At 51.0% G+C, this 13,394-nt stretch carries 10 protein-coding genes; 9 read left to right on the top strand and 1 reads right to left on the bottom strand.

Features of this window, described 5'->3' with window-relative positions; genetic code table 11:
* The first annotated feature begins 4 nt into the window (after positions 1–4).
* The 5 genes from RID21_RS28910 (at position 5) to RID21_RS28890 (ending at position 5,719) form a co-directional block, all read left to right on the top strand.
* Positions 5–1,147, top strand: coding sequence for a sugar-binding protein (locus tag RID21_RS28910; RefSeq protein ID WP_350195038.1), 1,143 nt, complete (start codon positions 5–7; stop codon positions 1,145–1,147).
* Positions 1,140–2,675, top strand: coding sequence for a sugar ABC transporter ATP-binding protein (locus RID21_RS28905; protein ID WP_350195036.1), 1,536 nt, complete (start codon positions 1,140–1,142; stop codon positions 2,673–2,675). The genes RID21_RS28910 and RID21_RS28905 overlap by 8 nt, the downstream gene beginning before the upstream one ends.
* A gap of 36 nt (positions 2,676–2,711) precedes the next feature.
* Positions 2,712–3,701, top strand: a complete 990-nt coding sequence (locus RID21_RS28900) for an ABC transporter permease (RefSeq protein ID WP_149337612.1) — start codon at positions 2,712–2,714, stop codon at positions 3,699–3,701.
* 28 nt (positions 3,702–3,729) lie between these two features.
* On the top strand, positions 3,730–3,987 hold the full coding sequence (locus RID21_RS28895) for an FmdB family zinc ribbon protein (RefSeq protein ID WP_145187548.1): 258 nt from the start codon (positions 3,730–3,732) through the stop codon (positions 3,985–3,987).
* Positions 3,988–4,054: 67 nt separating this feature from the next.
* The gene (locus RID21_RS28890) at positions 4,055–5,719 is read left to right on the top strand and encodes a formylmethanofuran dehydrogenase subunit A (RefSeq protein WP_350195032.1); all 1,665 of its coding nucleotides are present in this window, start codon (positions 4,055–4,057) and stop codon (positions 5,717–5,719) included.
* Positions 5,720–5,777: 58 nt separating this feature from the next.
* On the opposite strand, the gene RID21_RS28885 is transcribed toward RID21_RS28890, so the two are convergent.
* Complete coding sequence (locus RID21_RS28885) at positions 5,778–6,452, bottom strand: carbonic anhydrase (protein WP_145187554.1); 675 nt, start codon at positions 6,450–6,452, stop codon at positions 5,778–5,780.
* A 360-nt stretch (positions 6,453–6,812) separates the two neighbouring features.
* On the opposite strand from RID21_RS28885, the gene RID21_RS28880 reads away from it, so the two are divergent.
* The 4 genes from RID21_RS28880 (at position 6,813) to RID21_RS28865 (ending at position 13,330) form a co-directional block, all read left to right on the top strand.
* Positions 6,813–7,124: a hypothetical protein gene (locus RID21_RS28880; protein ID WP_350195030.1), complete on the top strand. Its 312-nt coding sequence runs from the start codon at positions 6,813–6,815 to the stop codon at positions 7,122–7,124.
* Positions 7,125–7,329: 205 nt separating this feature from the next.
* Positions 7,330–10,482, top strand: coding sequence for a DUF2309 domain-containing protein (locus RID21_RS28875; protein WP_350195028.1), 3,153 nt, complete (start codon positions 7,330–7,332; stop codon positions 10,480–10,482).
* Entirely contained in the window at positions 10,482–11,870 is a 1,389-nt protein-coding gene (locus tag RID21_RS28870) for a proton-conducting transporter transmembrane domain-containing protein (protein ID WP_350195025.1), read from the top strand. The genes RID21_RS28875 and RID21_RS28870 overlap by 1 nt, the downstream gene beginning before the upstream one ends.
* Entirely contained in the window at positions 11,870–13,330 is a 1,461-nt protein-coding gene (locus tag RID21_RS28865; protein WP_350195023.1) for a proton-conducting transporter transmembrane domain-containing protein, read from the top strand. Before RID21_RS28870 ends, RID21_RS28865 begins: the two co-directional genes overlap by 1 nt.
* Positions 13,331–13,394 lie beyond the last annotated feature (64 nt).

The raw sequence follows: 13,394 nt of genomic DNA, 5'->3' as shown, positions 1-13,394 counted from the left end.
CTTGATGAACTGTCGCGAACTGATTCGGAGCTGCACCCTTTTAGCAACTATCTTAATTATTTCACTCCTGTTACCCGCCTGTAACCAGCAGAAAGACAACGGGAAGAAAACGGTTGCCTTCGTCACAAACGGAGTCGACCCGTTCTGGGTGATTGCCCAGAGAGGTGTTGAAAAAGCGGGTGAAGATCTGGATGTGAATGTCGAAGTGAGAATGCCTCCTCAAGGTGTGGCAGATCAGAAGCGAATGGTTCAGGAACTGCTGGCACAAAACGTCGATGGCATTGCCATCAGTCCGATTGATCCGGAAAATCAGAATGAGCTGTTAAAGGAAATCGCCGAGCGATCGATTCTGATCACTCAAGATTCCGACGCACCGGAAAGCCCCCGTCAGTGCTATATCGGCATGGATAACTACACCGCCGGTCGCATGTGCGGAGAACTGGTCAAAGAAGCCTTGCCGGATGGAGGCGAGGTCATGCTGTTTGTGGGACGGCTGGGGCAGGCCAATGCCCGTCAACGCAGACAGGGTGTGATTGACGAACTGATGGATCGCTCGCATGACAGTTCCCGCTACGATGAACCAGGTGAGGTCATCAAGAATGACAAATACGCTATTCTGGATACCCGTACGGACGACTTCGACCATCCGCAGGCCAAAGCGAATGCAGAAGACGCGATTGCCAAGTATCCCAATTTAAAATGCATGGTCGGTCTGTTTGCCTACAATCCCCCGCTCTGTCTGGAAGCGATTCGTGACGCCGGTAAACTGAAAGAAATCAAGGTTGTCTCATTTGACGAAAATGAAGCCAGCCTGCAGGGAATCATGGATGGCACGGTCGTAGGCACCGTCGTTCAAAATCCTTACCAGTACGGTTACGAATCGGTCCGCGTTTTAAAAGCACTCGCCAACGGTGACAAGTCGGTGATCCCGGAGAACGAAATTCTGCACATTCCGGCTCGCAAAATCCGTAAGGACAATGTAGAGGAGTTCTGGACTGAACTGAAATCCCTGCTCGGCGATTCTGCAAAAAAGGATCAGGGTCAGTCCGCAAGCGAGCCAACAAAATCTGCAAAGAAAATAGATCCGGGAGCAACACCAGACCTCCGTTACCCACAACAGCAGAAAGAACCGCAGAAGGATGAGTAGTCCTGCCACGGCTCATCCGGCACCACTTCTCGAAGTAGCTCAGATCTCCAAACAGTTTCCTGGCGTTAAGGCCTTGAGACAGGTCAGCCTGTCGTTGAACCATGGAGAAGTACTGGCCGTCATTGGTGAAAATGGTGCCGGTAAAAGTACGCTGATGAAAATCCTGGCGGGTGTCCAGCCTCCAGATTCGGGAAAACTGCTGATTGAAGGTGCAGAAGTTTCAATCTCCGACGTAGAGGCTGCGCTGGAGAACGGGATTGCCCTGATTCACCAGGAGTTGAACCTCTGTGAGAATCTGGACATTGCAGCCAATATTTTTCTGGGACGTGAACCCGCTTCCTGGAATGTGATTAATCAGCAGCAGACCTACCTTGAATCCGAAAAACTGCTCAAACAGGTGGGGCTGAATCTCCCCCCGCAAACCCTGGTGGGGGATCTGACCGTTGGACAGCAGCAGATGGTCGAAATTGCCAAGGCTCTTTCGATCAATGCCCGAATCCTGATTATGGATGAACCTACCTCGTCCCTTTCTCTGCATGAATCGGAGGCCCTGTTTGCCGTCATCCGCGAGCTGAAGGCGCGGGGGGTCAGTGTGATTTACATTTCCCATCGGCTGGGCGAGGTCAATGACCTGGCTGATCGGGTCGTCGTCTTACGCGATGGAGAAAACGCCGGGGATCTGGATCGCAACTCCATCTCTCACGAACGGATGGTGCAATTGATGGTGGGCAGAAATGTCTCCCAGTTTTTCCCGCATACACCCCATGAACCCGGTCCGGTCGTTCTGGAAGTCAAGCAGCTCCGCACGCCCGCTTATCCGTCTCTCTTCATCAATTTTTCGATCAGGCAGAATGAAATCGTTGGCATTTCAGGACTGGTTGGAGCAGGCCGCACAGAACTGATGCAGGTGCTGTTTGGCATCGACTCCCCTCTCAGCGGTTCCATCTCTGTGGCCGGACAGGTAGTGCAGATCAATTCTCCTAAAGATGCAATTCGTGCCGGTCTGGCACTCGTACCCGAAGACCGTAAACTGCAGGGGCTGGTTCTGGAGATGGCAGTCCGCGAAAACATGAGTCTGGCCAGCCTGACGCGCGATCGAAAGTCAATGGGTAGAATTAACTTCAATCAGGAACGCAATATCTCCGAAGAAATGATCGCGGCGATGAAGATCAAAACTCCCAGCGATCGTCAGATCGTGCAGTTTTTATCTGGCGGAAATCAACAGAAGGTCGTGCTGGGAAAATGGCTGGCCATGAATCCCCGCGTACTGCTGCTCGACGAGCCCACCCGCGGCGTTGACATTGGGGCAAAAGAAGAAATTTACACACTGATGAATCAACTGGCCTCTCAAGGCATGGCGGTCCTCTTCGTCAGTAGCGATCTGGAAGAAATCCGCGGTATCTCTGACCGTGTGCTGGTCATGCATGAGGGACAAATGACTGGCGAACTCTCCCGCGATGAATTGAGCGAGGAGGCCATCATGCAACTGGCGACCGGCCAGACACTCAGCCATAGTCAGACGCAATGATCATCTAAGCTGAAATCATACCTGAGAATCAGAATCATGAAAAAAATACTGGGAATCCTAATCTTACTGATAGTTGTCTGCGGCGTGACTGCCGTCTCGAATGAGAACTTTGTGTCTGCGTACAACATTCAGAATGTGACGCGACTCACATCCCTGTTTGGCATTATCAGTATTGGCGTTGCCTTTGTCATCATTTCCGGCGGCATTGATCTGTCAATCGGTTCGGTGATCTGCCTGATTGGAACCATGTTGCCATACCTGCTGGCCAAAGGGGTTCCCGTTCCGCTTGCCTTCCTGATCGTCGGCGCTCTCTCGATCTGTATCGGCCTCGCGCATGGTTTACTGATTACCAAATTGAAACTGCAACCCTTTATCGTGACTCTGTGTGGCCTGTTGATCTATCGGGGTGTCGCCCGGGGGATTACCGAGGATCAAACCCAGGGCTTCGGTACGGCTCATGCAGGACTCCGCTATCTGGCGACCGGTAAAATCGATCTCCCCTTCATCGAAGGATTCAAGCTACCTGTGCCGTTCTTAATCATGCTCGGCCTGGCTCTGCTGGCTGCTTTCCTGCTGAATAAAACGATTTTTGGCCGCTATCTGAAAGCCATCGGAAACAATGAAGCAGCCGCCCGGTATTCCGGCATCAAAACCGATAAAGTTGTGATTACGGCGTATGTGATCTGCTCGTTCCTGGCAGGTATCGGGGGCATCCTGTTTGGTCTGGATATCAACTCGGTCCAGCCCGAGGGGATTGGTAATTTCTATGAACTGTACGCGATTGCAGCAGCGGTACTGGGGGGATGCAGCATTCGCGGCGGTGAAGGGACGATTCTGGGAGTGGTAATCGGTGCCGCTCTGATGCGGGTTCTGCGTAATTCAATCACCATGCTGGGGATTCCCTCCCAGCTGGAATTTGCTATCATTGGTGCAGTAATTCTGGTCGGCGTCGTCTCGGACGAACTTGTGAAACGTTATGCACAGAAACGTCGGGCGATTCAGCAGGCCAGACAGACATCGGGATAGTCGTTTCGAAAGCTTAGGAATCATCAGTATGATCACCTACGAATATTTTTGTGAATCAAACAACGAAACAGTTGAAGTCAGCCATCGCATGAGCGAATCGCTCAAAACCTGGGGTGAAGTCTGCGAGAAAGCAGGAGTCCCCCTCAACGGCACTCCCGCGGCAGCTCCGGTCGAACGTCTGATCTCAGGCGGATTGCTTTTCAAAGGGGAAAGCAGCAATAAAAAATCGCAACTTCCCATGGCCGATCCCGGCTGTGGACGATCCAATTGCTGCCGCCACCATTAATCTTCACATTTCCGCGTCATTGCATTGTGCTGCTGCCTGATGTGACTGTCACGACAAAAGGTATCCCGTGTCTCTCTTCCGGATAAAAAATGGAACGGTCTACGATCCAGCCAATGGAGTCAATGGTGAGGTCCGCGACCTCTGGATTCAGGATGGTAAGATCATCGACCGTCCCCTGGATGCAGACTCGTTCACCGGTAAAACCCTGGATGCCAGCGGCTACACCGTGATGCCGGGTGGGATCGATATGCACTGTCATATTGCCGGTCCCAAAGTGAACGCAGGGCGCAAAATGACGCCCGAAATGAAGCGTCAGGCTGCCCCCGTCTTCCGCACAGAACAGACGCGTTCCGGCACAGGAGGCGTAGTGCCCAGCACCTTCGCCACCGGATACCTGTTTGCCAGTATCGGCTATACCACGGCCATGGACGCCGCCATTCCAGGATTGCACGCCCGCCACGCCCATGAGGAACTGCAGGACACACCGATTCTGGATAAAGGCTTCTACCTGCTGTTCGGCAACAATCATTTCGTAATGAAGCATCTGCGGAATCAGGATCAAAATGCACTGGACTCCTATTGCGCCTGGCTGCTGGAATCGGCCAAGGGTTACACGATCAAAATCGTGAACCCGGGGGGTGTGGAAGACTGGAAACAGATCAGTCGCAAATCGATGTGGGAACTGGATGCGCCCGTAGAAGGTTTTGGCGTGACACCTCGCCAGATTGTACGCGGACTGGCAGGTACCGCTGATCGCCTGGAACTCCCCCACTCAGTACATATCCACTGTAATAATCTGGGGATTCCCGGCAACTGGGAAACCACTCTGAACACGATGGAATCGCTTGAGGGGCATCGAGGCCATTTGGCACACGTCCAGTTTCACTCGTATGATGGCGATCCAAACGACCCGAGCAGCTTTTCCTCGGCTACCCAGAAACTGGTCGATTATGTCCAGTCACACGAAAACATCACAGTCGACGTGGGACACATCAATCCTGGTCTGACCCTCTCCATGACCGGGGACACGCCGTTCAGTCAGTTCCTGCATAGTATCAATCGCAATAAGTGGTACACGGCCGACTGTGAACTAGAAAGCAGCTGTGGTGTGATTCCGATTGAATACCGTCCGCAGCGGAGCCTGATTCATGCCGTCCAATGGGCGATCGCCCTGGAATGGTATCTGCTGATGGAAGACCCCTGGCGGGTTGTGATGACCAGCGATCACCCCAACGGCGGTGCCTTCTATCATTACCCCGAGATCATTTATCTGTTGATGGATAAAAGCTTCCGAGATGAATTCCTGTCACAGATGCCCGAAGCGATTCGCGAACGAAGCGTGCTGGCTGACCTGACGCGTGAGTATTCGCTCTACGAAATCGCCATTATTACCCGGGCTGCTCCCGCCCGTGTATTGGGTATGAAAGACAAAGGGCACCTGGGCACCGGCGCTCATGCTGACATCACAATTTACTCCCCGCAGCAAAACCGCCAGGAAATGTTTGAACGCCCCCGCTGGGTCTTTAAAGATGGAGAGATGGTTGTTGCCGATGGAGAAATTCAGGCGCACCATTTCGGACGTACGTTCTTCACGGCTCCTGAATTTGACCAGGAATTCCTGCCTCAGATCAAGGACTGGTTTAACGATAACTACTCGATCCGCTTTGGTAACTACCAGATCGATGAGGGTGAACTGCCGCTGGCTGAAAAAATAGCCTGCACACCCGAATAAAGACCACATCTCTATTTAAGAAACAAGGCAGAGCGGGCAGCAGGCTTCTCCAGTAACGTTAGATGGGGGAGATAGGTGGCATCGCTTTATCCAATGCCTTTTCGGATAAGACGTCTTCTTCCAGAGGCAGGAACTGACCCTCATCCGGATTAAAATTGAATACCTCACCAGTTTCGAATTTATAAACCCAGCCATGCAGCTTCAATTCTCCCCGGCTTACAGCTGCAGCTACCGAGGGGTGCGTTTTCAGGTTTTCAATCTGCACGAGTACATTTTCCTGAACGGTCAGAATCAGACGTTTTTCGGGCTCGGTAAGATGCCCGTAATTCTCATCCACGATCCGACGCGTACACTCGGCGTGTTCCAGATAACTTTTCACAGCAGGCATCTTCTCAATGAGCTCGGGATTGAGCAGACCGGACATGGCTCCACAATGAGAATGGCCACAGACGATGATGTCTTTCACTTTGAGTGCACTTACAGCATACTCGATTGTCGCTGCTTCACCACCGTGAACCGCTCCATAAGCTGGTACAATATTACCGGCAGTTCGCTGAATAAACAGTTCTCCAGGCTTGGTCTGAGTCATGTAATTCGGATTGATTCTGGAGTCCGAACAGGTGATGAACAAGGCGAGCGGATGCTGCCCCTCAACCAGAGTTTCAAACAGCTTCTGGTCCTGGCTGAAATAGTTTCTTTGAAACTTGTGAATTCCATCGACAAGTTTTTGCATCTCATTACTCCCAAGATATTTAAATGTAGTTCAATTACCGCGGTAATGTAGTCAAAGGGAAGGTTTGATAAAACACCTTTTCTCAGACATTCTAGTCAGTCTCTCAAACAATAAATTTTGATTTCAGTATACTAAAATCATTATGGAATAGGTGAGATAATTTGCGTATTCAATTACCACCTCAACCAAAATATACATTCATACACACCCTTGATCCCACCTCTTCCAAGGGTTCTACAGACTTGTCACCCCTGTTAAAAGTACGTATATTGTTATCCCCTATACCAGTTTTTGACCTATGCTATTAGCGGTTAAAATTCGTCCCTCTGACTGTTTTCAGCGGCGAAACTGAAACTGTTAATGCTGGAACCATTAATGAGACTCCTCGTTTTTTTAATTCTCTTCTGCGTACTGATCTTTGGATCTATGCCTTCGCAGGTTGCTGTCGGGGAAGGGCAATCCTCCCCCATCAATCAGCCTGTCGGTAAAGAAAGTAAATCCAAGGACGAGTTAAAAAAATGGGAACTCACCTTTCAGCTCCTGAGAATATCGAGCGACTACTTTAATCAGACAGATTATGTTGATCGCTCTATTCATGATGTTGCTGTCACCCCCACAAGAATCGCTTACAGCCCTGACTGCTCCCGGGCCCCACCAGTTTCTGCAGTCTGATTGCGCAAATTCAGTTTCAAAGATTTGCCTGCTGACTTCAACAACTCTGTCTTAATGCTGCGTGCTCGCGATATTTAAGCAATCCTCATTCTAATCACTGTCTGGTTAGGGAGCAGGCCCTCTGCATTCCTGAGACGGTTGGTGATCCCTCATACGGAAGTTATGCGCACACTCAACCGGGCGCAGCGATAGTTTGTGATTTATCATGAATAAACCTACTGAAAACGAACCAGGCGATCAGCCTGAGTTATCGACAGACTCTGAAGAACATGCTGAGCTGATCCAGGCCATAAAGCATGCCGCACATTATCTGCCAGCTCAGGGTCCGATTACGGTCTTCGTGCACCACAATACGCTGCATGCCTTTGAGAATCTTCCCTTTGAGAACGGTGTCTCCGCAGGCGGCAAGATTTTTGGCTGCCATCCATACCTGCTAGAAGAGCGCTATCGAAAAAAACTGGAAAACCAGCGAATCCGCGTCCAGGACCTGCAGGCCGTCTTACACGATGAACTTGCTGAACGGGCAGATCAACTGATTGGTACGTTTGGAACCCGGTACGCCCTCCGCCTGGCCATGTTAGAGTTCCCCCTCCATTCAGGCCCCGTAGCGGAATTACGCTGGTTCATTGCAGAAACTGATGCCTTACGACGCTTTCGACAGGAAGTGTCCCCCGCCACCCGTGCCCAGACGATTGCCAAAACACAAAACTGGATTATGCGGGACTTCCGCGAAGGCAAGCATCTGACTGATCAAAAGTCAGAAATGATCATGAGCAGCCTTTGTGGTCAGTTTAATACGAAATCCATGGATTCATGGAATGCGCAGAAGTGGGAATCATTTGCATTACACTTCCTGTGGGAAGTCTGTCACAACCGTGTCCAGTCCGCGAATATCAAGCCGCTGAGCACTACGCAAAAATCGGTCAGACACCGAGATCTATTAATGAGCGCAACCGGCGTCGATTCCGATCTGATCGTAAACGAAGTCTTGATTCGTTTCTGTGCAGCATTTCTCGATCAGGGATTTGGTGCATGGACGCTCCCCGAGCGTAATACAGGATTTTATCATGCGTTCCTGAATTTATATTCCGGATCAAAACTGAGTCCCTCTGTCGCACTCTCAGGACTCAACAGTGAAATCAATCGCCTGCTGGTGTCTAACCTCAGCCCTCTGGAATCAATCAGCGAATCACTCTCGCTGCTGGGAGTCCCTGCCGAAGAACGGGATGAGTATATTTCTCAAACTCTACTTGCGCTGCGGGGGTGGTCGGGAATAGTCTGGCAAATGGAATCCAATGCGGAATGGTCTCCCCACCCTGCTCCCGCTGGAACTCTGATCGAATTCCTGGCGGTCCGCCTGATCCTCGATCGGCTCGCTGTGACGGCCGTAATGCAGGAATCACTTCCTTTTGAGGGCTCCCTGGCAACTGTCCGCAATGAGATCCTGAAAAACACCCACCCCAGTATGAAAGACCATCAATATCAACTGGCGTTTACTTTATTCCAGCTTTCTCAAGTGCGTGGCTGGAACCCGGAAGACCTGATGTATCTTTCGGATGCACAGTGGAGACTGCTCATTCAGGAAATTGAACAATTATCGAGCCTGGAACGTCGACGCATATTCCACCTGGCCTATGAACGTAAATACCGAAACGACATACTCAACGCAGTTACAGCGCATACAATACGCTACCGGGAATTACAGGCTCAGGCTGAGCACCAGCAACCGATTCAGCCCGCATATCAGGTCGTCTGTTGCATTGATGAACGTGAAGAATCATTCCGCCGGCACCTGGAAGAAATCGCTCCTGATTGTGAAACGTTTGGAATCGCCGGTTTCTTTGGTGTCGCGATGTACTATCGTGGCGCCGCGGACGCACATTTTACTCCGCTATGCCCGGTTAACATCAAACCGATTCATTTTGTGCAGGAAGAGACGCTCTATTCGCTCGAACGTATCAGTCGTCGCCGCGCTGTCACACGTCGTCGTCTCGGTCGAGCTACTCATCAGACGCATGTAGGGACCCGGACTTTCCTCGGCGGTTTGTTAACTGGCCTGGTTGGTTCTCTGGCGGCGTTTCCACTGGTTGCCCGCACGCTCTTTCCACGTACAACAGCCCAGATCCGCGGGATGTTTCAGAGCATCGTGGCTCCTCCCACAACTCAACTAAGGCTGGAGCGAATCAGTGCCGAGCCAGGGAATCAAGGTGATCAACTGGGGTATTCGATTGCAGAAATGGCACAAATCGTTGAAGGCGGATTACGAGCCATGGGGCTGGCACGATCAGAACAGTTTTCTCCCCTGGTCATTATTTGTGGCCACGGATCTTCCAGCATGAATAACCCGCACGAAGCCGCGCACGATTGTGGCGCATGCGGTGGAGGTCGTGGAGGCCCCAATGCACGCGCGTTCGCTCAAATGGCAAACGATCCTCGAGTGCGACGTATCCTGTCTGAACACAACCTGGTTATCCCCGATGAGACTAATTTTTTAGGCTGCTATCACAACACCTGTAACGACAACGTCACCTGGTATGACCTCGACCGTCTTCCGGTTTCCCACCGGAAACTGTTTGAAACGGCAGATAAGCACATCTCCGCAGCCCGCGCTCATAATGCCCATGAACGTTGCCGCCGGTTTGAATCTGCCGATCTTGATCTCTCAGTTGATGAAGCACTGCGACATGTCGAAGGTCGTGCAGAGGACCTTTCACAGGTACGTCCCGAGTATGGCCACGCGACTAATTCGATCTGCTTTGTCGGTCGCAGAGAATGGAACCGTGGACTGTTTCTGGATCGTCGTGCATTTCTGACATCCTATAATCCCCTGCAGGATGATGAAGACAGCAAGATTCTGGAAAGGCTGCTACAGGCGGTCATACCCGTTTGTGCCGGCATCAATCTGGAATACTATTTTTCATACGTCGATTCAACGGGTTATGGCTGTGGCACAAAGCTGGCACATAATATTACATCTCTATTAGGTGTGATGGACGGTTCTGCCAGCGATCTTCGACCTGGACTTCCCTGGCAGATGGTCGAGATTCATGAACCCGTACGGTTACTCCTCGTCATCGAAACGACAAAAGAGGCCATGTCCCGGATTATCAATAACAATCCAGGAATTGCGAGACTGGTGAATGGTAACTGGATACAGTTAGCGATCCTTGATGTCGAAACCTCCCAGATCCACGAGTATCGAAATGGATTTTTCACACTATATCGGCCTGACTCAGAGCAACTCCCGCGTACAGACTCTTCCATAGACTGGTACCGTGGCAAGCGGGATCATCTTGGTTTTGCCTCCATTGAAAGTCCTGCCGTCTCCCCTTCGCTGAAACAGGTATCGGTTCCCTAATGAATTCTGAAATTGCATTCCATTTCCTCGGCGTATGTATTGTAGCAGGCCCGGCCCTGCTCCTGGCATTATTCGGTACTACGTCCCTGATTAACAAACCACTCGGAGAGCGACTGATTGCCCAGGCGACCCAGACGGTCGTCGTCATGGGACTGTTTGCCTCGATCGCTGTCCTGGTTCTGATGCTTACCCTGGGCAAACGATATGTTCCCGTCGAAATGGGTAACTGGGTCGTGCTCCCCGAGCAACATTTTCACTTCCATCTGAAGTTTATTTTCGATCGATTATCAATTCCCTTTTGTATTCTATCGTTTATCCTTTGTGGCACCGTTGGCGCATTCGCCAGTCGCTATCTGCATCGGGAATCCGGCTATAATCGTTTTTTCATCTGTTATGCCTTGTTTCTGCTGGGAATGATAGTTTCTTCGCTGGCAGGAACGATTGAGACACTCTTTTTCGGCTGGGAATTAGTCGGACTCTCTTCAGCACTGCTGGTGGCATTTTTTCACGAACGCCTCAACCCCGTTCGAAACGGGCTGCGGATCTGGTCGATCTACAGAATTGCTGATGCCGCATTTTTGGTGGCGGCAATCATGCTACACCATTTAACTGGCGCAGGTGACTTCGCTGAACTGATGGGAACAGGTTCATGGCCCGATGGTCAGGCTACGATTTCAGAGCAACACGCGTTGATTATCGGACTCCTGCTGTTATTCGCGGCAGCGGGAAAATCCGCCCTTGTACCATTTTCCGGATGGTTACCGCGCGCCATGGAAGGCCCCACCCCCTCGAGTGCTGTTTTTTACGGATCACTTTCCGTCCATCTGGGAGCCTATCTGCTGTTGCGTGTCAGTCCGATTCTCGAGCTATCCCCGCTACTCAGCCTGGCAGTCATTCTGCTGGGACTGGTCTCCGCGATCTATGGTACTCTTGTTGCCCGCGTGCAAACTGATATCAAAAGTGCACTCGCCTTTGCCTCACTGACTCAGGTGAGCATCATCGTCGTTGAAATCGGATGTGGCTTACGCTACATCGCGCTGATTCACATCATCGGGCACGCCTGTCTGAGAACATTACAGTTGCTGCGAGCGCCGTCATTATTTCACGATTACCATTCACTCGAAAATGCGATTGGGGCTCATCTGACACAAAAACCATCACTGTGGGTTCGAATTATGCCCGAACGGTATCGCGTATCACTGTATCGATTTGAACTGGAACGAGGCTATCTGGATATGCTTTGTAACCGATTCATCATCACACCCTTTGTTGGCCTGTTTCGTTATTGTGACAGTTTAGAATCGCGCTGGACGAATCTGATTTCCGGAGAAGATCAAAGAGAATCTGAATCCGTCTCCCCTGTCTCTGATTCTCTGGAGGAAAATTAATGTTGCCCGAACTCCATCTCCCCTGGATGGAAATATCCGTCCTGATCACTCTGCTGGGATCTATCTGGCTCAAATTCACTCCAGATCGGGATCGTGCTTACAAGCGCTGTATCCGCATCTGCACACTGACCTTTCTGGTCACGATCTGCGGATGGATCGACTTTGTTAGTCTGAAAACGTTTGCTGCCTCTGAACCGTTCTCCCTGTTTTATCGACTGTTCCATAAAAACCTCTTTGTGGTTGATGACTTGAGTGCCCCTTTGCTGCCGCTGGCAGCGCTGCTTTACCTCCTGACGGTGCTTTCCACACTGAAGACCAAGGGACATAGTTTTTCTTTCAGTAACACCTTAATCTCCGAAGCGATCTTGCTGTCGACGCTCAGCAGTAAAGAACCGTGGATCATCATTCTCTTACTTTCCGTGGCAACAATCCCTCCCTTACTGGAATTCCGGTCCAATAAACGCTCAAGCCGTGTCTATGTTCTACACATGGGGCTGTTTGTCCTGCTTCTGGTCGCTGGAGGCTTACTTTCCAGCTTCAAGGATCAAAGCGGCACACTCTCACTGATCGCTGGCGCGCTGCTGACTACCGCCGCCTTACTGCGTAACGGCATCATTCCACTTCACTGCTGGATGACAGATCTATTTGATAAAATCACTTTCGGAACCGCCTTACTGTTCGTCACTCCCATGACGGGCGCTTACGCCATTTTACGGCTGGTCTTCCCCATTGCCCCTGACTGGGCATTGCAGGGCATCGCGATTGTTTCCCTGATTACAGCCGTCTATGCAGCCGGCATGGCGCTGGTGCAACAGGAAGCCCGCCGTTTTTTCTGCTATCTGTTCTTGAGCCATTCTTCCCTGGTGCTGGTTGGTTTAGAAATGGCGACTCCTCTGGGACTGACAGGCGGATTATGTGTCTGGATTTCTGTTGGAATTTCGCTGGCCGGATTTGCATTAACCTTGCGTTCTGTCGAGGCCAGAACCGGTCGAATTTCCCTGAAAACCTATCATGGTCTTTACGAACACACTCCCACCCTGGCAGGGTTATTTCTGGTCACCGGGCTTGCTTCAATCGGCTTTCCCGGAACGCTGGGCTTTATCGGGACCGAACTTCTGATTGAAGGAGTAATTGAAATCTACCCACTGGTCGGAACTGCAGTTGTGATCGCGACCGCTTTGAACAGCATTGCCATCCTGCAGGTCTACTTTCGGGTCTTTACGGGAACACACCATTCGGCGTCTATCTCGCTTCGGGCACGGATTCCAGAACATGTCGCCATCCTGATCCTGGTCGCGCTTGTCATCGGCGGAGGCCTGTACCCACAACCGGGTGTGATCTCCCGAAATCATGCAGCTATTCAATTAATTCAACAGCGTGATGAGGCCTTTCAAGAAAACAAAGTTTCCGTTGATTACAGTATCAGCGAACATAAACATCGTCTAATGACGTCTCCCTGAATCAGCTGGCGATCAATACTGTTACAACGGAATAAGTAGGTTTAAAAGTCTGTTTAGCAAGCAT

The organism is Gimesia sp. (assembly GCF_040219335.1).
Lineage (GTDB): Bacteria > Planctomycetota > Planctomycetia > Planctomycetales > Planctomycetaceae > Gimesia.
This window is presented reverse-complemented; position numbering and strand designations above follow the sequence as displayed.

Coding starts and splice junctions, on each gene's coding strand:
- RID21_RS28875 (WP_350195028.1), top strand. CDS start 7,330: ATGAATAAACCTACTGAAAACGAACCAGGCGATCAGCCTGAGTTATCG.
- RID21_RS28895 (WP_145187548.1), top strand. CDS start 3,730: ATGATCACCTACGAATATTTTTGTGAATCAAACAACGAAACAGTTGAA.
- RID21_RS28910 (WP_350195038.1), top strand. CDS start 5: ATGAACTGTCGCGAACTGATTCGGAGCTGCACCCTTTTAGCAACTATC.
- RID21_RS28880 (WP_350195030.1), top strand. CDS start 6,813: ATGCTGGAACCATTAATGAGACTCCTCGTTTTTTTAATTCTCTTCTGC.
- RID21_RS28900 (WP_149337612.1), top strand. CDS start 2,712: ATGAAAAAAATACTGGGAATCCTAATCTTACTGATAGTTGTCTGCGGC.
- RID21_RS28885 (WP_145187554.1), bottom strand. CDS start 6,452: ATGCAAAAACTTGTCGATGGAATTCACAAGTTTCAAAGAAACTATTTC.
- RID21_RS28870 (WP_350195025.1), top strand. CDS start 10,482: ATGAATTCTGAAATTGCATTCCATTTCCTCGGCGTATGTATTGTAGCA.
- RID21_RS28905 (WP_350195036.1), top strand. CDS start 1,140: ATGAGTAGTCCTGCCACGGCTCATCCGGCACCACTTCTCGAAGTAGCT.
- RID21_RS28865 (WP_350195023.1), top strand. CDS start 11,870: ATGTTGCCCGAACTCCATCTCCCCTGGATGGAAATATCCGTCCTGATC.